The 22,240-nt window shown below is 46.8% G+C and carries 21 protein-coding genes and 1 pseudogene; 6 read left to right on the forward strand and 16 right to left on the reverse strand.

The genetic code is table 11. The annotated features are described in order from the left end of the window. Positions 1–83: 83 nt before the first annotated feature. The 9 genes and pseudogenes from CHH60_RS03655 to CHH60_RS03695 all read right to left on the reverse strand — a co-directional run bounded on the left by CHH60_RS03655 (position 84) and on the right by CHH60_RS03695 (position 10,806). On the reverse strand, positions 84–839 hold the full coding sequence (locus CHH60_RS03655) for an SDR family NAD(P)-dependent oxidoreductase (RefSeq protein WP_095357969.1): 756 nt from the start codon (positions 837–839) through the stop codon (positions 84–86). 294 nt (positions 840–1,133) lie between these two features. Further along, positions 1,134–2,860: pseudogene (gene poxB / locus CHH60_RS03660) on the reverse strand (ubiquinone-dependent pyruvate dehydrogenase). Positions 2,861–3,101: 241 nt separating this feature from the next. Further along, positions 3,102–3,869, reverse strand: coding sequence for an SDR family NAD(P)-dependent oxidoreductase (locus tag CHH60_RS03665; RefSeq protein ID WP_095357970.1), 768 nt, complete (start codon positions 3,867–3,869; stop codon positions 3,102–3,104). 116 nt (positions 3,870–3,985) lie between these two features. Further along, the gene (locus CHH60_RS03670; protein WP_176475971.1) at positions 3,986–4,291 is read right to left on the reverse strand and encodes a Dabb family protein; all 306 of its coding nucleotides are present in this window, start codon (positions 4,289–4,291) and stop codon (positions 3,986–3,988) included. Between the two features lie 183 nt (positions 4,292–4,474). Next, positions 4,475–4,726 carry a type B 50S ribosomal protein L31 gene (locus CHH60_RS03675; protein ID WP_095357971.1) on the reverse strand — a complete coding sequence of 84 codons (252 nt, stop codon included), beginning with the start codon at positions 4,724–4,726 and terminating at the stop codon, positions 4,475–4,477. A 142-nt stretch (positions 4,727–4,868) separates the two neighbouring features. Then, positions 4,869–5,135: an HPr family phosphocarrier protein gene (locus CHH60_RS03680; protein ID WP_236146554.1), complete on the reverse strand. Its 267-nt coding sequence runs from the start codon at positions 5,133–5,135 to the stop codon at positions 4,869–4,871. A 166-nt stretch (positions 5,136–5,301) separates the two neighbouring features. Next, on the reverse strand, positions 5,302–6,369 hold the full coding sequence (locus CHH60_RS03685; protein ID WP_095357972.1) for an NAD(P)-dependent alcohol dehydrogenase: 1,068 nt from the start codon (positions 6,367–6,369) through the stop codon (positions 5,302–5,304). 73 nt (positions 6,370–6,442) lie between these two features. Continuing rightward, a complete protein-coding gene (locus CHH60_RS03690) occupies positions 6,443–8,584 on the reverse strand; it encodes an alpha-glucuronidase family glycosyl hydrolase (protein WP_095357973.1) in 2,142 nt (713 codons plus the stop codon). After that, positions 8,581–10,806: a glycoside hydrolase family 52 protein gene (locus CHH60_RS03695; protein WP_095357974.1), complete on the reverse strand. Its 2,226-nt coding sequence runs from the start codon at positions 10,804–10,806 to the stop codon at positions 8,581–8,583. Before CHH60_RS03695 ends, CHH60_RS03690 begins: the two co-directional genes overlap by 4 nt. A gap of 217 nt (positions 10,807–11,023) precedes the next feature. On the opposite strand from CHH60_RS03695, the gene CHH60_RS03700 reads away from it, so the two are divergent. Continuing rightward, positions 11,024–11,938, forward strand: a complete 915-nt coding sequence (locus CHH60_RS03700; protein WP_095357975.1) for an AraC family transcriptional regulator — start codon at positions 11,024–11,026, stop codon at positions 11,936–11,938. Between the two features lie 61 nt (positions 11,939–11,999). On the opposite strand, the gene CHH60_RS03705 is transcribed toward CHH60_RS03700, so the two are convergent. Both CHH60_RS03705 and CHH60_RS03710 read right to left on the reverse strand, forming a co-directional pair. Beyond that, positions 12,000–13,400: an aldehyde dehydrogenase gene (locus CHH60_RS03705; protein ID WP_095357976.1), complete on the reverse strand. Its 1,401-nt coding sequence runs from the start codon at positions 13,398–13,400 to the stop codon at positions 12,000–12,002. A 97-nt stretch (positions 13,401–13,497) separates the two neighbouring features. Then, positions 13,498–13,800: an ArsR/SmtB family transcription factor gene (locus CHH60_RS03710; RefSeq protein ID WP_095287060.1), complete on the reverse strand. Its 303-nt coding sequence runs from the start codon at positions 13,798–13,800 to the stop codon at positions 13,498–13,500. A gap of 252 nt (positions 13,801–14,052) precedes the next feature. Between CHH60_RS03710 and CHH60_RS03715 the strand changes: the two genes are divergently transcribed. The 5 genes from CHH60_RS03715 to CHH60_RS03735 all read left to right on the forward strand — a co-directional run bounded on the left by CHH60_RS03715 (position 14,053) and on the right by CHH60_RS03735 (position 18,075). Continuing rightward, on the forward strand, positions 14,053–14,730 hold the full coding sequence (locus tag CHH60_RS03715) for a GntR family transcriptional regulator (RefSeq protein ID WP_255247856.1): 678 nt from the start codon (positions 14,053–14,055) through the stop codon (positions 14,728–14,730). Between the two features lie 41 nt (positions 14,731–14,771). Continuing rightward, positions 14,772–15,839: a mannonate dehydratase gene (gene uxuA / locus CHH60_RS03720; protein WP_095357978.1), complete on the forward strand. Its 1,068-nt coding sequence runs from the start codon at positions 14,772–14,774 to the stop codon at positions 15,837–15,839. Continuing rightward, the gene (locus tag CHH60_RS03725; protein ID WP_095357979.1) at positions 15,836–16,699 is read left to right on the forward strand and encodes an SDR family oxidoreductase; all 864 of its coding nucleotides are present in this window, start codon (positions 15,836–15,838) and stop codon (positions 16,697–16,699) included. The genes uxuA and CHH60_RS03725 overlap by 4 nt, the downstream gene beginning before the upstream one ends. 244 nt (positions 16,700–16,943) lie before the next feature. Continuing rightward, positions 16,944–17,672, forward strand: coding sequence for a DUF421 domain-containing protein (locus CHH60_RS03730; protein ID WP_095357980.1), 729 nt, complete (start codon positions 16,944–16,946; stop codon positions 17,670–17,672). A 31-nt stretch (positions 17,673–17,703) separates the two neighbouring features. Continuing rightward, positions 17,704–18,075 carry a DUF4363 family protein gene (locus CHH60_RS03735; protein WP_095357981.1) on the forward strand — a complete coding sequence of 124 codons (372 nt, stop codon included), beginning with the start codon at positions 17,704–17,706 and terminating at the stop codon, positions 18,073–18,075. 73 nt (positions 18,076–18,148) lie between these two features. Here CHH60_RS03735 and CHH60_RS03740 read toward each other — a convergent pair whose 3' ends face one another. The 5 genes from CHH60_RS03740 to CHH60_RS03760 all read right to left on the reverse strand — a co-directional run bounded on the left by CHH60_RS03740 (position 18,149) and on the right by CHH60_RS03760 (position 22,226). Then, positions 18,149–18,856 (reverse strand): M50 family metallopeptidase, encoded by a 708-nt coding sequence (locus CHH60_RS03740; RefSeq protein ID WP_095357982.1) that lies wholly within the window; start codon positions 18,854–18,856, stop codon positions 18,149–18,151. Between the two features lie 46 nt (positions 18,857–18,902). Further along, positions 18,903–19,379, reverse strand: a complete 477-nt coding sequence (locus tag CHH60_RS03745; protein WP_095357983.1) for a hypothetical protein — start codon at positions 19,377–19,379, stop codon at positions 18,903–18,905. Between the two features lie 165 nt (positions 19,380–19,544). Next, on the reverse strand, positions 19,545–20,693 hold the full coding sequence (locus CHH60_RS03750; protein ID WP_095357984.1) for a metal ABC transporter substrate-binding protein: 1,149 nt from the start codon (positions 20,691–20,693) through the stop codon (positions 19,545–19,547). After that, on the reverse strand, positions 20,680–21,573 hold the full coding sequence (locus CHH60_RS03755) for a metal ABC transporter permease (protein WP_095357985.1): 894 nt from the start codon (positions 21,571–21,573) through the stop codon (positions 20,680–20,682). Before CHH60_RS03755 ends, CHH60_RS03750 begins: the two co-directional genes overlap by 14 nt. Then, the gene (locus CHH60_RS03760) at positions 21,519–22,226 is read right to left on the reverse strand and encodes a metal ABC transporter ATP-binding protein (protein WP_095357986.1); all 708 of its coding nucleotides are present in this window, start codon (positions 22,224–22,226) and stop codon (positions 21,519–21,521) included. The genes CHH60_RS03755 and CHH60_RS03760 overlap by 55 nt, the downstream gene beginning before the upstream one ends. Positions 22,227–22,240 lie beyond the last annotated feature (14 nt).

Below are 22,240 nucleotides of genomic sequence, written 5' to 3' on the forward strand. Positions count from 1 at the left end.
AAAGTCGTGACGGATATAAAATTGGAGAGCAAAGACAAAAAAGAGGCCCTGTGTGCGACAGGCCTCTTTCTCTTTATGCAATATTATTGTGCGGTTACAGCGCCGTCAATCGGATACACAGCACCATTGATGTAAGGAGCTTCATCACCAAGCAGGAAGGCAACGAGATTCGCGATCTCTTCCGGCTTACCAAGACGTCCGGATGGAATGCTGTCCACGGTTGCTTTGAACACTTCCGGGTTGTCCTTACCGAATTGAATGACCATTGGCGTCTCAATTGTTCCTGGTGCAATCGCATTGACACGAATATTTTCTTTGCCGTACTCAATGGCGGCTGTACGAGTCAAACCAACTACGCCGTGCTTGGTAGCCGCATAAGGAGCAACTGCCGGAACACCGACAATACCTGCCGTTGAAGCTGTGTTCAGAATGGCACCGCCACCCGTTTTCAGCATTTCGGTGATGACATATTTCAGTCCATAAAATACGCTTCTTAGGTTAATATCGATAATCTGGTCGAACTGCTCAATCGTGTGTTCGATGAGTTTAATACCAGGTCCTGCGATCCCTGCGTTGTTGAAGAACATATCGATTCGACCGAACTCTTCAACTGTTTTTTTGACATAATTCTCAACGTCACTGGCTTTGCTAACATCGGCTTGTACGAAGATGGCTTTGGCACCAAGCTTCTCAATCTGTTTCACTGTTGCTAGACCAGTCTCCTCGACGAGATCAACAACCACAATGGATGCGCCCTTCTCTGCCAGCTTCAGTGCAGCTGCTTGACCCAATCCACTTCCTGCTCCGGTAATAATGGCTACTTTACCTGTGTGACTCATTCTGATCTCCTCCAGTTGTGTTAGTCATCTTGTCATCGGATCGGCTCATTGCGATAGCGTGTAATCCAACAATTTGCTACATATGTAGGTTAAAACTGACATAAATCCTGCCTGACTTTATCTATTTTAATGGACTTACGATATAAAAACAAACCATATCATATGAGTACATACCATGATTTGGATCACAACCTTGCCATCTCGGGAAGGAGAGCAATCACCATTCAGTGAATTTACGCTCTCCATTCATGTGAGATGTACTATAGAGCAAATAGATTGCGTATTACACGCACATTATCTGAGCAAGTTGGTTTTGGCAAGCTCGATCAATTCATCGCCACGCCCGTTGAGAACCGCCTTCATCATCCACAACGTAAAACCTTCTGCCTGTTTGATATTAATCTTCGGAGGTAAGGACAGTTCCTGACGATTCACAACTGCATCGATCAGGACAGGTCCATCATGTTGAAGTGCACGTTCCACCGCTCCCTCCAGTTCTGCGGGGTCTTCCACCCGAATACCTTCAATGCCCATCGCTTGTGCAACCATGGCGAAGTTTGGATTTACGAGTTCCGTGCCAGATTCAAGGAATCCTGCCGCCTTCATCTCCAGCTCCACAAAGCTCAGCGCACCGTTGTTGAACACGACCACTTTGACCGGAAGGTTATGCTGTTTGAGCGTTAGCATGTCCCCCATTAACATCGCAAGCCCGCCATCTCCGGACAGCGAAATCACTTGCCTTCCCGGATTCGCTACCTGTGCGCCTATCGCCTGTGGAAGTGCATTTGCCATGGTACCGTGGTTGAATGAACCCAGTAATCTTCGGTTACGGCTCATCTCCAGGTAGCGTGCGGCCCATACCGTAGGTGTACCTACATCACAGGTGAAAATTGCATTTTCCCCAGCAGCATCGCTGATTACTTTGGTAAGATACTGCGGATGAATCGGTTTTTTTCCAGGTTTTCCGACAGCAAGTTCATCCAGCTCCTTACGTACCTTCAGATAATGGTCCACACTTTTACGAAGATGTTTGTCATGATGCTCGTGCGTCAGTAAAGGCATCAAAGCCTCAATGGTCGATTTGACATCTCCGCACAACCCATAGTCCAGCTTCGTACGCCGACCAAGATGGGATGACTGTATATCGACCTGAAGCACAATTGCATCCTCCGGATAGAATTGACGATAAGGAAAATCTGTTCCAAGCATTAACAAAACATCACAGTCCATCATGGCATGATAACCGGATGAGTAGCCGATCAAGCCAGTCAAGCCGACGGAATAGGGATTGTCATACTCCAGATACTCCTTACCGCGCAAAGCGATAACCATTGGGGATTTCAGATGATCACACAGCTGCATGAGAGATTCTCTTGCACCTGCACATCCTGCACCACAGAGCAATGTGATTTTTTTGTCCTGATTCAGGTAATCGGCCAATTTCCGCAATTCCTGCTCAGAGGGGTGAACAACAGGCTGTGTCACATGGTAAACATGCTCGGGAACGGCAGGTCGGCTGCCTCAAGACCTGCCACGTCTCCTGGAAGAACAATGACAGATACGCCTGAACGCGAGACCGCAGTTTGTAACGCCATCGTAACCGATCGAGGCATTTGTTTGGGTGTCGTAATGACCTCGCAATAATGACTGCATTCCTGGAAGAGATATTCCGGATGAGTCGATTGAAAATAATCGCTTCCGATTTCATCGCTAGGAATATGAGCGGCAAGAGCAAGTACAGGTACACGGTTTCGGTGACAATCGTACAAGCCGTTAATTAGATGCATGTTTCCTGGCCCGCTGCTGCCAGCACAGACTGCGATACTCCCACTGACCTGCGAATCAGCTCCAGCGGCAAATGCCGCTACCTCTTCATGACGAACATGAATCCATTCGATTTTACCCGACCGCCGGATGGAATCCAGTACGGCATTCAGAGAATCACCCACGATGCCATAAATTCGTTTAATTCCTGCATTTAGTAATGCTTCTACCAGTACATCTGCGATTGTTTTTTTCATAGCTGATCTCCTTTAATCGCTTATTTTGAGTTATGTTTCCACCGGGTTAATATACCTATTCTAATACCCCAATCTTTCGAAAAACGAATCAAAATCATATGTCGTTTTGGATATATAAAACAAAACACCCCTAAGCCATTCCGTCTGCACGGAGCTAGATAGGGGTGTTTCAATGATTCTTTTTCAACAAAGATATTTATATAAGTGTTTCAATTAAAACTTCTTCTAACACATCTTCAGATTAAATAGCTGGCATCACGTTGCCGCCACTGACCGGGATATAGGCACCTGTAATAAAAGAGGATAGATCCGAGGCTAAAAAGGCTACCGCATTGGCAATCTCCTGATCTTCACCCCTGCGTTTCAAAGGAACTGTACGCGTGTAACCCTCATCATGTCCAGGCTCACTGTTACGATCACGATCGCTTATCGTCCAGCCTGGAGCGACTTGGTTGACGGTAATCTGGTACTCTCCCACTTCCTTGGCAAGAACCCGGTATAGTCCGTCCATCCCACGTTTCCCAGCGGTATATGCCGATTGTGTTGCAAAATTCTGCATGGCACATTCCGTGTTAATGCCGATAAATCGACCGCCTCTAGCTTCCTTCATGTACGGAATAAATGCCTTGGCGAGATACACACTCTGCAGCACACAAGATTCGAACTGGCTGATGTAGTCTTCGGGAGATTGTTCGAGCACAGTGGTCCATTCATATTGAATAACTGCATTAGCCACCACAATGTCAACTCCAGCGACGCCAAGAATAGCCTGAATCTGATCCCGCATTTGCATAGCCGTTTCCTGTTTTGTTATATCTCCTTGCACGATAACTGCTTGTCTGCCAAAAGCCTCAATCTCCTGCTTAAGTTCGAGAGCTTTCGTTTCATTGTTTATGTAATGCAGCGCGAGATCGGCACCACAACGAGCCAGCGTACGGGCGATGACTCTCCCGAGTTGTCCAGTGGAGCCAGTGACCAGCGCGGTCTTGCCTGTAAGATCCAATTGCATGGTGACAGCACCTCTCTGGTTCTATATCGATGAATGAAAACACTGCAAATGCAGCATGATAAGCTAAAACGGTTTCGAAACATACCATTCCCTGACCTGAAAATGAAAGATTTATATCATATTCCGTGATTAATCAGATCAATTTCCTGAAAACGACTAACTTCCTTCTCCCAACGTTCCTCCACGTATTTGCGGTGAACCGGGTGCTCATTATAAGCATCATAAGCTGCTTGATCGGCGAAAACCATTGAAAAACTGTAGTCAAATTCATTTTTGGTGCTTACCTGACGCAGTACCTGAAAGTTCTCCACGCCCGGAATGACTGCAAGTGCTTCCGCACTTTCCTTCAGAAAAGCTTCTGCCTCTGCTGTATCCTTGCCAGCGTAAAGTGTAAACGTAACCATATGTGTAATGCTACTCATCTCTATTTCCTCCTCCAATATGATTTCACTCAAGTCCTAGTTTACCTCTGAATGATATGTAAGCGCAATCCTTAATAAAATTTGTCAGAGTTTGGAGCCTTGTAGACCTGCAAATGATGTTTAAGACATAGAAAAAACCCCGGAAACGAATTCCCGAGGTTGATCTTGTCATCTATAGACAAACTAGTTTTTGAGGTTGTATTTACGGTTGAACTTGTCAACACGACCACCGATGTCCACGTTTCTTTGTTTACCAGTGAAGAAAGGGTGGGATGCGGAACTAGTGTCCACACGGATTACAGGGTAAGTGTTGCCATCTTCCCATTCCATTGTCTCGTTCGAGAATTTAGTCGAAGAGCTCAGGAATTTGTAATCAGCACTTGCATCGTAAAAAATAACCGTTTGTGTCTTTGGATGGATATCAGCTTTTGGCATAATCTATTTACACTCCTTTAAATGGGTACTTCCTTGAATAGAACTAAATTTTATTATACTCTTTTTTTGGACAAAGTACCAGCAGGATTTGAAGAAACGATAAATATTTACCTATTCGCCACAATCTGCACCTGATCGCGGTCTAAGTTATTCCCTTCTCCAGTACATCCAGCATGTACTCCAGAGCCTCCAATTCATCTCTTCCACGCGTCTGTAATCTGACTATACTGCCATGACGAATCGGAAGAAGCGCCATACCAAGCAGGCTTTTGACATCTACACGATGCTCATGCTCAGACTCAACAAACGACAATGAAATATCCGAGGCAAAACGTGACGCTTGAGAAGATATAGACATCAGATCATCCCGGTGAAAATCAGAGTGAATCGTAAATTCATGTGTTCTCACAACCTTCAGTTCCTTTCGCTAAGTAGCTTATCAACCAGAGTGGTTTGTATCCATTTATATATTAAAATCTTCATGAATTATACCATGTTATGGGAGCTTGTATAATCATTTATTTGGTGAAAATGAAAAAAAGAAGTCCCTGAATCGGGACTCCCTGAGTTGAGATTTAAATGCAGTTGGGATAGACCATCACTTTCAGACTGCCGCTCTTATTGTGAAGCGCCCGTTCCATGGCTTGTTGAGTTTCAGCCAGTGAATAACGATCCGTGATCAAGGACAATACATCGTGCTCACCGGAGCTCAGAAACTCAATTCCCGCTGGATAGGTGTTGGCATAGCGGAATATGCCGTAAATATCAACCTCGTTATCGGCAATAAAAGGAACATTCAGTGCAATCTCATCCTGTGCCGGCAGGCCCACAATAGCAAGTTTGCCTCCCCGCCGCAGTGAATACAATGCAGATTGAAGCGCTTTGGGGTTCCCTGCAGTTTCCCAAGCCGTATCTACACCGATTCCATTCGTTAACTCTCGAATGACCGTCTGTGCATCTTCATTTCTCACATTGATCGTATGCGTGGCTCCCATACGCCGAGCAGCTTCAAGTCGTACCTCTTCCAGGTCAGTAACTATAATTTTGTCGACTCCAAATGATTTTGCGGCCGCGACAGCCATCAGTCCAACAGGTCCCATGCCCATGATCGCCAGCGTGGTTCCAGGAGCAAGTTTACTTCGACGCGCAGCGTGAATACCTACCGAAAAAGGCTCGTTCATGGCAGCTTCCTCAAAGGACAGATGATCCGGGATTGGAAAAACCATATCCTCACGAATGGTCAGGTATTGTACAAATGCGCCATCAACAGGCGGGGTAGCTAGGAATTGTACATCTGGACACAGATTATAGCGTCCTTCCTTACATGCCACGCAGCGTCCACAAGTAACGCCTGGTTCGATGGCAACCCGGTCACCTGCCTTCAAGCGTGATACGTTCGAGCCTACAGCAGCTACAATACCCGCACATTCATGCCCCAGAATAATGGGTTTTTCCACTACAAATCTGCCAATTCTTCCGTGTTCAAAATAATGCACATCCGATCCGCACACGCCTACTGCCATGACCTGAATCAGAACTTCGTCCTCAGCAGGTTTCGGTACAGCCTGTTCTTCGATGATGATTCGTCCTGGTTCCGTCATTACCGCTGCTTTCATGGTCTGGGGTAATTGATGCTGTCCCATTGGGTTTTCGCCTCCTCTTGGTTGCCAATGCTGCTCTTTCATTCAATAACAAAGGGATGTGTAGCAGAATTCTTTAATAAATGGTTCGTCCCCGCTCATCCTCAATGCCACTCTTGCGATAGAAGTACGTATTAATCATGTCCCGCCATTCCTTGGCATGCTCGGCCTGATTGTCCTGACGCTGAGCTACGGTTTCGAAAATTTCCGGGTCCACTTTACCTTCGAGCTTTCTCCAGGTTTCCGCTAAGGCTTGTGCCTGTTCCGCACCCTTGAAGTGTGTATCATAAATGTGCTGAATGACGGTCTTGCCAGAATGCAGCACATGCGTATAAGGAACATGGTGGAAGAATAACAGCAACTCATCCGGACAGGTCGTTACATTTTCATATCGTTCCGCATTTTCCGTATGATACTGCGATGTATAACCTGTACCGCTCTGTACGGTCCGATCTACTCCAATGCCTCTGCAATCTGCGAAGTGATACGTTCCCCACTTGGAATATTCATAACCGTCCACATTCGGACCATAATGATGATCCGGATTAACCATCCAGCCTACTCCGAGCGGCGCCGTATAATTTTCATAGATGTTCAGAGAGTCGAGAAGCATGCCAGAGATCAGACGAACAACTTCTTCGTCGTGCCCAAACGTGAGTCTAACCCATTCGTCCGCGATCTCTTCCGAAGACAGTTCGGGATTCCAGGCGAGTCTACCATAACCGTACAAATTGGCCTGAGCAAGTGGATGTCCTGTCCAGCATGCATCTGCACCAATATTCGAAACTGCGGCAAAACCGCTATGAGGTCTGTTGTACAGGGAGCCATCCGCAATACGTTTAACTTCCGATCCTTGTCCCTTCGCATAGGTGTCGAAATCCAATACTTCTTTCCACTGTGGAATCAGATAACACAAATGCCGCTGTTGACCTGTATATTCCTGTGTGATCTGAAATTCGAGCACCTGATTGGTCTTATCCATCGCTCCGAACAGCGGAGATACAGCTTCCCTAACCTGAAAATCCATCGGACCATTTTTGATCTGCAAAATGACATTATCAGCAAACCGTCCATCCAGAGGCTTAAAGTGGTCATAGGCAGCGCGCGCACGATCTGTGGAGCGATCACGCCAGTCCTGCTTGCAGTTGTAGACGAAACAGCGCCAAATAACCAATCCACCAAATGGACGAAGTGCTTCAGCAAGCATGTTCGCTCCGTCTGCGTGGTCCCGATTGTAGGTGAATGGACCCGGGCGATTTTCGGAATCCGCTTTGATCAGGTAACCACCAAAGTCAGGGATGGCCGCATACACTTTGGCAGTCTGAATGTTCCACCATTCTCGTACTTGCTCATCCAGTGGATCAGCGGTAAGCAATCCGCCGATCTCCATTGGGCTTGCATAGTTGGCGCTTAAGTAAAGTCGTATGCCGTAAGCTCTGAATGCAGAGGCTACACGAGCTACATCACTCAAAAAGCGCTCTGTCAGAAACAATGTTTCGCGCTGATGCACGTTGACATTGTTGATGGAGATGGCATTGATGCCAGCCGAAGCGAGCAATCGTGCATAATCCCGAATGCGTACGATATCTTGCGTGAATTCTCCATTTTCATAAAAGATAGATTTACCGGCATATCCACGTTCAATGCTTCCGTCCACGTTATCCCATTGATTAATCATCCGCAGCGCATTCCGTGGCTGCTCAATCACATGACTCCATTTCTTCGAGGATGTATCCGCCTCACTTGAACTCCCCTGTGCCAGTACCAGCTCTCTGAGCAAATGGAATGTACCATACAGTACACCTTGAGGTGTCTCAGCACCAATGAAGAGTCTGGCTAGTTCCTCGTCTTCACGAATGACGAAGCCTTCTCCTTGAACAGCGGCACGTTCACTCTCGCTGAACGCCTCTGCAAGAAGTGAATTGCCTGCCCATGTGCCAATCCAGATACCAGGATCATGGGAAGCCTGTTTACCCTCAAGGTCAATACCGGATAAGACTGTTATTGGTTTCTCTCCGAACAATCTCTCCAATCCTTGTGTAAGCTCCTCCAGAGCTGTAGCAATGACTTCATGCTTCTCGATTGTATTTATACGTTTTACCCAAGCAGGAACAGTCTGACTTGCAGTACCCTTACGACTGTATTCACCAGAGAGATATCCAAGCCACGCATCATACTGCGGGCCAGCTAAGTTTTGTTGAACGATTGAACGATTCATCGTACCGCCTCCTTGCTAGCATAGATCTGTTCCAAACGAGTGCCCTTCCCTTCCAGCAGCCAAAGGATGGATGTTACTCCGCGCGGGTAATATTTGCTGCCTACAGCAACGCCCGACAGGATCTGGTCACTCCAGCACCAGTAAGACTCTTCGGGATGCAGCAGCCAGTTTACATGCGCGGCATCGGATGCCTGCCCTGATTCATCCCATTCCATGCCCAGTATTTCTCTAGTGATAAACTGGGACAGATAGATTTTGCTTAACCACGAGTTATTACTTGTTGAGGACAGCTTCCATCCTCCATCTTCAAATAGACAAGTACCTGGTAATAGAACGTTCTTCAAATGGGTTCGGAGTGCCTGCAGGTAAGAACCAAACCGGCCGTGTGCATCCAGTGCACCTTCACAACCTGTAAAGTAAGGGAATACCAACCCTTCGATAGCCGGGATGATACGGGAATCGTTATTCTCCGCAATAACAGCCGGGATGTAGCCTCCTTCCGTCAACTGGGCTGCAACACTCGCGGCACAGCGATCAGCCTGACGTCCTGCCTGAAGGGATAAATCCGAGAGTTTCTCCGCAGCAAACAGCTTTTCAAGGGCCACATATACAGCCCAGCATTTCCCTGCCAGATAAATATTGTTACGGGATTGACCGAGTGACACATCAAGGCTGTCATAAGTCGTAATTTCTGCTCCGCCCTTCGTGCGGCTGCTATCCAGTCCCATGAGACCGTTACGCTGATCTTCATCCGGGTGATCCCGGTTAAGCATGCTTTGGAAGCAATCCTGAATTACAGGAAGCATCTGCTTCACAAATTCCTGATCCTTGGTTTGTTCAATGTAGACAGTTGCACAGCACAGCCAGTTCACAAGCTCTTCATGACTCATCTGGGAAAAGCAATCATCTATTCCCACTAACTCATAGGCAGAATGTCCTGGACGGGAGAACACATTCGCCACACCAATATCATGGGTAAAGGTCAAGCCGCCTGGATACAATTGATCTTCCCCGGGGAAGCGAACCTGATCGGTATAGCTGTAACGTTTCACAAACCACTCGAGCTCGTTGCGAACCGTCCAAGGGTTCAGGGCAAGTTCAAAATATAACTGATCTGCTGTCAGATCAAGGGTGTTCATCATCCGATATTCGCCTTCATTGACAATCCAGAACGGTTCTCCATCTGCGTCCAGGAGCTGCGTGCTTGCATAATAACTATGAATAGAATGAGCGAGCATAAATGCCTGATCATCCGACAGTGAACTGGTACCCAGACGCTGTTCTGCTTCCTCGCAAGATGCTGTCAATGTGTCGAAACGATCCAGGGCATACTGGCCAGCTTCCTGGATATCCGCGAAATATCGGGTATACCAGTACGTCGTATCCAAACCGGAAGTGACGATGCCACCGCGGTAAAAACAAACTGCGAAGTGATATGTACGTTTCTCTCCAGCTGGAACTTCCATTAGCAATGCAGCTGTGCGACCTAATCCAAAAGCCAAATTCTCCACATGTTTTTCCTGCAGGATTTTATCTAACGTGAACCCAAGTGCAGGGTACAGTCCATCATCAGATGACATAATCGCTGTAAGCCTTCCTTGTCCGACACCCGTGAGCTTTCCGCCCTCGGGTCCGCCGATCATGCGCATTGCCGAATACGGATCATTACCCTGATATCCGAAATATGCTCTTCGTGACTGCTGTCCTTGCGTGTTATCAATCGTCATCTCCACGAGAACCGCTGGAACCAGAGCATCCTTTAATTGTTCAAGATCCCCATGCTTCGGTTCAGGTACAGGACGAACTGGTGAATAGATCCGGAAAGTCAGATCTCCCGCTGTCCAGGTGTCTGTACCGGACTTGAATTCACGTGTAATTTCTTCATCACGAAATGCTGCAATGAGCGGACGCTTCGATCGGGTTGAAGTATGTGACTGGGATTGTACCTGTGATTCGGCTCCCTCTTCTATTCCGTTTTCTGCATTGTCCAGCTTCTCAACATCGTAGCGAACACTCTCATCCTCGGTAGCTTCAAAAAAAGGTAGTGCCTGATAATGTTCGCCATCACGAGATTGTAATCCTATATATATATTTTGGTCTGCAGGTTTTCCCAGCTCCAGGCCGAGTCCGCCCTTGGCACCTTTGTATCCAAGTGTAAAACTTGCAAAAGCCCCGATCGGTGAGTGGTGGGCGTTATAAAAGATCGATTTGGATGTGCTCATGAACGATGACCCCTCTCAATATGGTTTGCATGCGTTTTCATAGCCTCATCCTAACATGCTCATTCCACCCTAGACCATGGACAAATCAATCGGATATTTACCCAAATCAAGCTGGTCGTATATAATGGAATAAAGCGATTACATTTATTTTTGAACATTGCCAGCCTTGTAAGCTGACTGCCCATTTAATCAGTTTCTATTATAAAGGAGGTCTCCGATGTCTTCTACTTACTTGCCTCCCGCTCTGGGTGAAAGTGTACATGAGGTCTTCTATCCAGATGTCCAGACCACCGTCAATCTCTTTGCCATTCATCTGCGGAGTGTTGGTGCGAACTGGAATTATCCGGCACATGAACACCCGCAGTACGAGCTGAACTATGTGACAGAAGGTGTACAGCTCATGTCGGTGAACGGCCAAATGTATACACAAAAGGCTGGCGAACTGCTCCTCATTCCTCCAGGAAGCGTTCATTCCAGCCAGAGCCAGGACGGTCAGGGATTTACCTATTTCTGCATGCACTTTGATATCGATGATCAGTTGTTCCTCTCCTTGCTTGCCCGAATCAAGCAGACCCTCTTCCATGCAGACAATCCGGTTACATTAAAAATTGAGCCGGTTCTGAGCAAATTAATGAATTCTGCAAATGAAGAATCGACACCGAATACAATGGTTCAGCGCATGCAGCTGCAATCCGCTGTATTCGAATTATTCGGGCATTTGTGGGAAGCCGTCTCTCAGGAGGCAGCGCATCTGTTCTCCGAAGGATATGAACGGATTGAGCTTGCTCATCAGATCCGGAATCGACTGCAAGGGCTAGTAAACCAGCAGTTTAAGCAAGGCAATGAAACCGACAGCCACTATGGAATTGATGACATTGCTGCTGAACTGGGGATTAGCTCCTCTCATTGTAACCGTGTGTTCAAGCAGGTATTTGGTCAGTCTCCGCGCGTGGCGCTCTCCGAGATGGTTTTGCACGAAGCGAAGGTACTGCTTGGTAATCCGAAACTGTCCGTTCAAAGTATCGCTGCAATGCTCGGTTACAAGGATATCGCTCACTTTAGCCGTCAATTCAAGCGCTGGTCGGGCATGTCACCTTCTCGATTCCGACAGGAACAGCCTACTCTACAGTGAGTCTGTCAGAAGATAGAGCAAAATTGATGAATATGAAATCCCACTACTGATGCAGCAGTGCTTATTTCAACAAACGCTTAATTGTCTTCAGCTTGCCATCGTACGGCGGGTACAAAATGGACAAATTCAGTTTGGTGCTCTTTTTGAGCACGCTTTTCATATGTGAGAAGGTTTCGAGGCTGTACCGCCCATGATAAGAGCCAATACCGGAATGTCCTACACCGCCAAATGGCAGCCGTGGATTGGCTACGTGAGTGATCGTATCATTTATACAGCCGCCTCCAAAAGAAACCTGGCTCAACACCTTATCCTGAAGCTGTAAGTCTGATGTGAACAAATAAAGAGCCAGCGGCTTCGGACGTTTCAAGATCCCGTCAATGGCTTCATCAATGCTGCGGTAACTAATTATGGGCAAAATCGGTCCGAAGATCTCATCTTCCATGGCGGCTGCGTCCCAGGATTCAGCGTCAATTAGTGTCGGTGCAATGTAGCGATCCGCTTCATCAGAGTGACCTCCATAGATCACTTTGTCCTGGTCCCGTTCAATAAGCTTCGTTAATCTTCTGAAATGAGCCTGATTGACGATGCGCCCATAATCGGAATTATGCTGAATGTTTGTACCGAAGAAGGACTCCACAGCTGTTTTCATCTCCGAGATCAGCTGCTCCTTCACTCGTTCATGCACAAGCAAATAATCCGGAGCGATACAGGTCTGTCCCGTATTGAGCAGTTTACCCCATATAATGCGTTCAGCAGCAACTTTAATATCTGCTTTCTCGTCCACAATGACAGGACTTTTCCCACCAAGCTCCAAGGTAACAGGAACGAGGTTTTTGGCAGCGGCCTCCATCACGATTTTTCCTACCGGTACACTGCCCGTAAAAAAGATGTAATCAAACGGAGCATTAATCAGTGCTGTCGTTGTGTCCTTGGCGCCTTCTACAACTTGTACATAACCCGGCTCGAATACCGAGGAGATTATCTCACGAACAACGGCCGAAACCGCAGGTGTGTTTTCAGAGGCTTTGAGCACCGCGGTGTTTCCAGCGGCAATCGCACCAACCAGAGGTTCTATGAGGAGCTGAAACGGATAGTTGAAAGGTCCGATAATGAGCACGGATCCATACGGCTCAGGGATAATGTAACTTTTGGAGCCGACCAGGGCCATCTGCGTTTTTACTTTAACGGGTTTGACCCATTTTTTCACTTTTCGTATGGTGTGTTTGATGCTGTCCATCATAAAACCTATTTCGGTCGTATAGGATTCAAACTCACTTTTACCCAAATCCTGATGCAGCGCTTCGGTGAGTCTGGATTCATATTTCTGAATAGCCTGCTTCAGCTGGGTTAAACGCTCAATTCTAGTCTCCGCTGAACGGGTAGCCCCGGAACGGAAAAACTGGTGCTGCTGCTCCAAAATCAGCTTAACCGCATGATGATCTAATTCCTGCAAGGTGCTCATATCGTATGTCTCCTCTACTTGTATTGATGAAACGTTTAAACAAACGAACGTAACCAACGGAAAACTACGTGCTTCATCGTTAAGATTCATCGGTTGTCTACAGACACTCTTTCTCCAACGCAGCAACCAGTTCTTTCAACAGTTCAACGGATGGCTTCAGGGAAGCAGAGTAATACCGCTGGGTACCCTTCTGTTCCACGGAAATAAGCCCTTTTTCAAGCAGTAACTTGAGATGGTGAGAGATGGCTGGTCTCGACAGACTGGATTGTTCTGTAATCTCGTTAACGGTCATCTGACCCCGCTCGGTTAGGATTAACAAAATATTTTGACGGTGGTTATCGCTTAGCACCTGAAATAATGGAATGCAGGACTGAAAAATACTTATCGCTTGCTGACCCATGTGTTCACCTCAATCTGCTCAATCAATGTATACATTCATATAAATTGGTTTAAATGTTTAAACCTATCGACTTCTATTTTATACCTAATTCAGATAAAACTCAATTATTCATACATTATTTCATTTCAAATGTAATAAAAGCGCTTCCATACTACCATACAAGTATGGTAGTATGTCATTGAAGGAGTTGAAGTTGTGGAATATATCCCAAAGTTTTCGTCCAAAGCCGGTTTGTCGTCTTCCCTAAACGGTCTGTCGTCCAAGAATAAGCAAGCCTCCTCAACACGGGATGTTGTCTATGCTACTTTGAAGCAATTGATTTTAAGTTTAAAATTGCCTCCCGGCACAGCTATCTCTGAGAAGGAAATATCGCTGGAGTTTCAGGTAAGCCGTACTCCTGTTCGCGAGAGTTTTGTAAGACTTGCACAGGAAGGTTTGCTTGAAGTGTATCCGCAGCGCGGCACGTATGTTTCTCTTATACAGGTAGACCTCGTTGAAGAAGCACGCTTCATGCGTGAGCAGCTGGAACGGGCCGTGATCCGGCTTGCATGCGCGCATTTTCCGGATCAGGAGATGATTTTATTAGAGCAAAACCTTGCTCAGCAGCAAGCGTGTTTGCTGCAACCGGACGATGAACGAATGTTTCAACTGGACGAGGAATTCCATAGCACCCTTTTTGCAGGATGCAACAAAAGCAAAACATGGACCGTGATCCAGCAGATGAATGTACACCTCAATCGAAGCCGGATGCTTCGTTTGTCTTCGGATCATCAGTGGGATCATCTAATCGAGCAGCACCGGTCCATGGTGGAGGCCATTCAGCAGCATGATGCTCAGACGGCAGAACGAATTATGCAGGAACATCTTCACCTGACCGTCACAGATCTGGCCATCCTTCAGGATACATATCCTTCCTATTTTCAACAATGACATGTCTGGTTTTTCTAATTACACTTGATGAGGTGAACGTGATGAAAATGGTTTTCCGCTGGTTTGGCGAAGGCAATGATACGGTGACGCTCGATCATATTCGGCAGATTCCGGGAGTGGAGGGCATTGTGTGGGCACTGCATGATGTTCCGGCAGGCGAAGAATGGCCCATGGACAAAATTCTGGCTGTCAAAGCGGCAGCTGATCGGGCAGGATTGCATTTGGATGTAGTGGAAAGTGTCAATATTCATGAAGATATCAAACTGGGCCTGCCTACTCGGGACAAATACATCGACAATTACAAAAAAACAATGGAAAAACTCGCCCAGGTTGGAGTAAAAGTGATCTGTTACAACTTTATGCCCATCTTCGACTGGCTGCGTACGGATCTTCATAAGGAAATGGAAGACGGATCCACTGCCCTTTTCTATGAAAGCAGCAAGCTCGCAGATATTGAACCACTGGAACTTGTGCGGCGCATAACCGAAAATTCCGCGTTAACGATGCCAGGCTGGGAACCGGAACGATTGCAGTACCTGACTGGTCTGTTCGAAGCTTATAAAAATGTGACCGAGGAAGATATGTGGGAGCATGCCCGATATTTTCTACAGGAAATCATTCCTACGGCAGAGCGGCTTGGCATTCGAATGGCGATCCACCCGGATGATCCGCCATGGCCTATTTTCGGTTTACCAAAGATCATTATCAGCCAGGATAACCTGCGTAGATATCTGAATCTTTATGATAGCCCTTACAACTCTGTAACCCTGTGCAGCGGATCTCTTGGAGCTAACCTGGATAACGATATTATTGGTATGATTCATGAATTCCGCGACCGGATTCCGTTTGCCCATATACGTAATGTCAAAGTGTATGATAACGGTGACTTCATTGAGACTTCACATCGCAGCCAGGATGGGAACGTGGATATTGCAGGTGTAGTTGAAGCTTACCATGACATTGGTTTTGAAGGTTATGCAAGACCGGACCACGGGCGTCACCTCTGGGGCGAACAATGCAGACCTGGTTATGGTCTGTACGATCGTGCTCTGGGTATCATGTATCTCTGGGGTGTCTGGGATTCGCTACAAAGGAGGACAAAAGCATGAGCGATTATATATTTGAAACATCTTCCCGTCTGGAAGGCAAAACAGCGGTAATCACAGGTGGTGCCGGCGTCCTCTGCCGATCCATGGCCGAAGAACTTGCTCGTCACGGGGCCCGTGTGGCCATTCTCAATCGTACGGTTTCCAAAGGAGAAGAAGTTGTTGCCGCTATTGAAGCTGCTGGCGGAACAGCCATTGCCGTTGCTTGTGACGTCACCCAAGTGGACAGTGTGAAGGCCGCGGCGGCAGCGGTACAGGAAAAGCTGGGTCCATGCGATATCCTGATCAATGGTGCAGGCGGTAATCACGCCAGTGCCAATACGACGAATGAAATTTTCAGATTGGAAGATCTCGAACAGCCTGATGTCACCACGTTCTTTGACGTCAGTGTGGATGGGTTTCGTCAGGTCATGGATCTGAATTTTGTGGGCTCTCTTATTCCTACCCAGATCTTTGCAAGACAAATGATTGATCGTGACGTGCCTGCAACAGTCATTAATATCTCGTCGATGAGTGCACCTTCGCCGATGACCAAAGTGCCTGCGTACAGTGCAGCCAAGGCTGCAATTAACAATTTTACACAATGGTTGGCAGTCCATCTTGCCGAATCGGGAATCCGGGTTAATGCCATTGCCCCAGGATTTTTCCTTACGGAACAAAACCGGAATTTGCTGCTTCATCCTGATGGCTCTCCTACTGAACGTTCCAGCAAAATCATTGCACATACGCCAATGCGCCGGTTCGGGAAGCCTGAAGATCTGCTGGGCACGCTAATGTGGCTTGCGGATGAGAAGCAGTCTGCATTCGTTACCGGCACGGTTATCCCCGTTGACGGGGGATTTATGGCTTATGCTGGAGTCTAATGATCCGATCGGTACATTTATAAGAGATATCTTAATAGTAAAGCACTAAAAATAATTATTAACATGTAATAACGACCCGTAATCAGGAGTGTGTATCCTGGTTTCGGGTTTTTTCATTTTCCGAATAAGATCATCCAGCCGAGGCAACGCTTGTAATAGTCAACACTAACAATTGGCAGCTAGTTGTCTACTAATAAATACATGTGATTTTGCAGTACGCCAAATGTAGGAAGGTGATACATACATGATGGAAGAAACATGGGTTGTGGTTGTGCGCTCCATAATTGCTTTTTTGACCCTGATCATCTATACCAGAGTGCTCGGCAAACAGCAAATGGGTAACCTTACGTATTTCGATTATATTAATGGGATTACAATTGGTTCCATTGCGGGAACTTTCGCTACTGATTTGTCTTCTAAAGCATGGATTCATTTTGTCGCACTTACCATTTTTACAATCATTACGATTATCTTTCAGTACATTACACTTAAAAATCGAACCATTTCCAAGCTGATGGATTCTGATCCTACCGTTGTCATACAGAACGGTAAAATCCTTGAGCAGAACCTGCAGAAAATGCGTGTCAAATTCGATGAATTGACCATGATGCTGCGTCAAAAAGACGTATTTGACATTACGACACTGGATTATGCAATCCTAGAACCAGACGGCAATCTCTCCGTCGTTTTGAAGCCCGAGAATCAGCCGGTTACTGCCAAGGACATGCATATGCATCCTCCAAAAAGCAAACTAATGACCGAACTCATTATTGAAGGTGTCTTGATCAAGCAAAACCTGAAAGAGAGAAATAAGGACATCAATTGGCTGACTGAACAATTAAAAAAGAAAAACATTACAATCCAGGACATTGCTTTTGCGGCTATCTTGCCTAACGACAAATTGTATGTCGATCTTTTCAAAGACCAATTCTCAGAAAAAACGGATATGGGTGATTATAAGGGACCCTTCTAATTTCTTTTACTATCTGCATGGAGGCGGTTGAATGAAAACACGTTTCTGGTTGCTGTATGTACTACCCATATTTTTGCTTGTTCTGTTTGTAGCCATCATGGCCACAGGCTCATTTCTCAAAAAACCATTTGGTACACAGGACCGTTTGCTCGAATCCGTACAAATATTGGAAAATCAAGTGGAGAAAAAACAGTGGACTGAAGCCAAATCTCAAATTGAATATGCACTGCAAGCCTGGGACCGCATCGTCAATCGTATTCAGTTTAGTGTGGAACGTGAGACCATTTACGACATTTTAGGTACCCTTGCACGAATTAGGGGAGGCGTTGCCGCTGAAGATGATCAGGCGATTATGGAGGAGATTTATTATTTCTACGTCCTATGGGAGAATCTCGGAGATTAGGGGTAGACCAAATCACAAATGATACAGAAAGGCACCTCCTTTATCGCAAAAGGAAGTGCCTTGTTGAATGCATTTAAGCGTTTCGCGAACGTACACCACGTGAACGTGGACTGCGAGATATACCTTCTTTGCGGAAAAACAGACTCAGCGCCCCCTTTGCACACCAGAGCGCAAACAAGGCAAAGAGTGTACCCCAGAACAGGGCTGGCAGGAACGTCTGTTGAGCCAGATTTGCTGCATCCCCAGCCCGTGAAGGCTGTGTCCAGGACATGAAACCAACGTACATGGCACTAACCACAGACTCTTCAAGGGTCAAGAAAGCAAGTAACAGATAGTAGTACTTCACGATCTTGGCGCCAAAGATCATAATCACGACATTCAGAGCAATGAAACCTGTAAGCCATAACATGCCGAATTCTCCTCTTACATACAAGAAAAGGGAAACCAGTGCTACAGCGGTCATGATACCCAGCCCCCACAACTGCAGCCCTTTGCGGTATAGATAGAATAACAACCATGCAAAAAGAGAAGCCGTGACATACCCTGCCAATGACACCAGAATGGATCTGCCTGGTGTTAACATGGAAGAGTACGTGACGCCGCTGTGATCGGCGTATAATTCGATTCGTAATACTTTCCCGGATAACAGCAGGGTCATTAAAGCATGGCCGAATTCATGAATCATCGTGTCCAGATTCCGGAACAACGAAGAGAACGGAATAAAACGTGTTAGAAAAACTGAAGCCACCAAAAACAATATGGTTTTGAGCCATTTATTCAATTCCGTGTTCCCTCCTCATCACCGACTATACATGCCCATCGTTATACTACGTATCAACCCTCTTCTCGTTTCTCCTTGTGAAGTGGGCTGCACAATATTCTATCCACCAGCAGAAGCTGCGATTATGCCTAATGAAGAACGAAGACAGATCATAACGTCCTTTCTCGACCTCGAGCGTAACGAGCAGACGATTTCGCATATGCTTCAGTGCATATTGGACAAATTGATCGGCGGTTTCACTTTGCACTAGTGTAACATAAGCATATAAAGAATGGTCTATCGGTTCATCTAGCGGACTTACTCCAGCACATGAAAATTCGGTCCCAACACCGGCTTGCTGAAGTGAGGATAAGGCTTCAAGCAGCTCCGCATCTATTTCTACACCGTTCCACAACACCGTTCTTTTCGCAGACACGGTATATTTATCACGTTCCGTCCAGTGCAGCAGCTCCTGCTTGCGTCTTCTCCATAGATGAGGCGGCTGCTGACTTAGCAATACTTCCTGTTCTTCACTTAGTCCCATAAGCTTCTTCTCCCCCTATCCCATTGGTCTTCCGATCGTATTACACAAGAAAAGAGCACATCGCTGTGCTCTCTGCTTGGCAAAAGGCAAAGGAATGGCTGTGCCATTCCTCAGCATGTTGTACCATTGTACCTTTTTCGATGACTGGTATCAAACGGGTTTTCATTATTCATTCAGAGCCAGTTTGAGGGCCTCCAGATTCTGCTCCATTACACCAATGTAGTCCAGACCCGCAGCAATCTCCTCTTCGGTTAATCCTTCAATCGGATTCAATACTGCTGTTTTGGCACCCACTTCACTGGCGATGGTCTCGGATACTTTGGAAGATACCAGTGTTTCGAAGAAAATCGTTTTGACCTGATGTTCCTTGGCAAAGTCGATTACAGATGCCATCTGTGCTGCAGATGGCTCTTGCTCGGGAGACAACCCGGCGATAGGTACTTGCTGCAGACCATACTGCTGTGCAAGATAGCCGAACGCTGCATGCTGTGTAATGAAATCTTTTCGTTTGCTGTTGGTTACAGCCGCTTTAAATTCTTGGTCAAGTGTCTCCAGCTTGGCGATGTAAGCATCCGCATTTTGCTTGAATTGTTCGGCATGTTCGGGCGCAGCTTGTGCCAGTCCGGCTTCGATGTTCCGCACTTCCTGAACAGCCAGAACAGGTGATAACCAAACGTGCGGATCAAGTCCGCCATGATCATGTGAATGCCCTTCTTCGGTGTCGGCATCATGTTCATGGTCATGTTCTTCTGTCGTCGCTTCATCTGCATGGTCATGGTCATGCTCTTCTGCAGCAGCTTCTTCCCCATGCTCGTGATCATGATCATGTTCTTCTGTAGTTGCTTCATCTGCATGATCGTGGTCGTGCTCATCTGCACTAGACTCCCCATGATGATGGCCATCTTCTACGCCTTCAAGCAGATCAATGCCTTGGCTTGCTTCAACTTGTACCAGCTTGTCATTACTCAGACTATCCTTTACTTGATCAATCCATGATTCCATGCTAGCACCATTATAGACAAGTACATCTGCTTTCTCGATGCTTGCTATATCCTGAGGTGTAGGCTCCCAGTCATGAGGCTCCATACCAGCAGGAACGAGTGTATGTACATCAGCCAGATCTCCTGCTACATTTTTGGTGAACTCATACATCGGATAAAAGCTAACCTGTACGTTCAATTTTTTCTCAGTTGCTGCCGGAGTACTTGTTGAAGCTGCATCCGAATCGGATGCGGGTTTGGTTTGCCCGCAACCTGCTGCAATAAGTGTGAGACTGAACAGCAGTCCCATTGCTGATTTTTTACTGAATTTCATGCGGTGTATTCTCCCTTGATTGTATTAATATCCTGGCGCCTTGCTGTTTTACTTCCTTGCGATGCCGTTTACGATTGTATAGTTGAATCAGCTTTTGAGCTGATATTCCAGTCAATAGAAAGGCCAGCAAAATGAGTGCGATCGTTCCACCTGGCGGTGTATTCCAATGGTAAGATGTTGTCAATCCGCCAAAAATGCCAATTAACCCGGTAATGACGGCAATGACCAATGCAGCAGCGAAGCTGCGAGAGATTCGAAGTGCCAGCGCTGCTGGCAGCACAATCAATGCGGATACAAGCAGTACGCCTACGATCGGCATAGCTGAAGCAACCGTCAGTCCTGTCAGTACGGCGAAAGCAAACGATAACCCTTTTACCTGAACGCCTCCAATAGAGGCTGTCTCTTCGTCAAACGTCAAATTATATAACGGTCTCCGTAGTACAATGAAAAAAACCAAACCAATGACGCATACAGCTGCCATCATCCATAACTGAACATTGCTGACTGCAACGATGGAACCGAACAGATAGGAACTGAAGGTTTTGGACAAGTTTGTTTTCAAACTCATGAGCACCACAGCCAGTGCCAGGCCTGAGGTCATGATAATCGCCACTGGCACTTCGCTATATGTACGATAGCTTCTACGCAGTTGTTCGACCAATAACGCACCAATGACAGCGATCGCAAACCCGCAGATTACCGGGTTGAGATTCATGACCGAACCAAGGGCCACTCCCGCCAGAGAAACATGGGACAACGTATCGGCCATCAGCACCTGCCTCCGGAGCATCAGGTAGACACCAAGAATCGGAGCAATAATGCCAATCAGTCCGCCTGCCCAAAAGGCGCGCTGCATGAATTCGTACTCAAACACTGCCATTCCTCACTTTCTTGTCGCTCCAGGGTGATCGTCCGGTCCAATCGGTTGCCCATCTCTTCAAGGCCATGTGTGACCATAATAATGGTCAATCCATGGACATCTGCATAGTGTCGCATCAGATCATAGAAACCTTCCCGGCTGCGGCGGTCCATGCCTGTTGTCGGCTCATCCAGAACTAGAACTTGGGGCTGTCCTGCCAGAGCTCTGGCAATGCAGATGCGCTGCTTCTGTCCACCCGACAGCTCGCCTACCCGTGTATTGCGATATTCCCACATACCGACTTCCCGAAGACTGCGTTCGACTACGGCTTCCTGTTCGGGTGAGAATTTTCGGAATAGACCAAGCTTGCGATAACATCCGGACCGCACCAGTTCAATGACTGTACTGGGAAAGCCACTGTTGAATGATGCCACCTGCTGGGGCACATATCCGATCTCCAGTTTGTTGCCATTGTTGTTCTGAATATTCATATGTACCGTGCCGCTCCAGGGCTGTAAAAGCCCCAGCAGCAATTTCAGCATGGTTGTCTTCGCCGAACCGTTGGGTCCGGTAATGCCTACAAACTCGCCCACATGAATATCCAGCGATAATTGATCAATGACGGGGTCTTTGCCATATCCAAAAACCACGTCGCGCATGGAAGATAGAATCATGGTAGATCCTCTTT

Source organism: Paenibacillus sp. 7523-1 (genome assembly GCF_002276415.1).
GTDB classification, from domain to species: domain Bacteria; phylum Bacillota; class Bacilli; order Paenibacillales; family Paenibacillaceae; genus Paenibacillus; species Paenibacillus illinoisensis_A.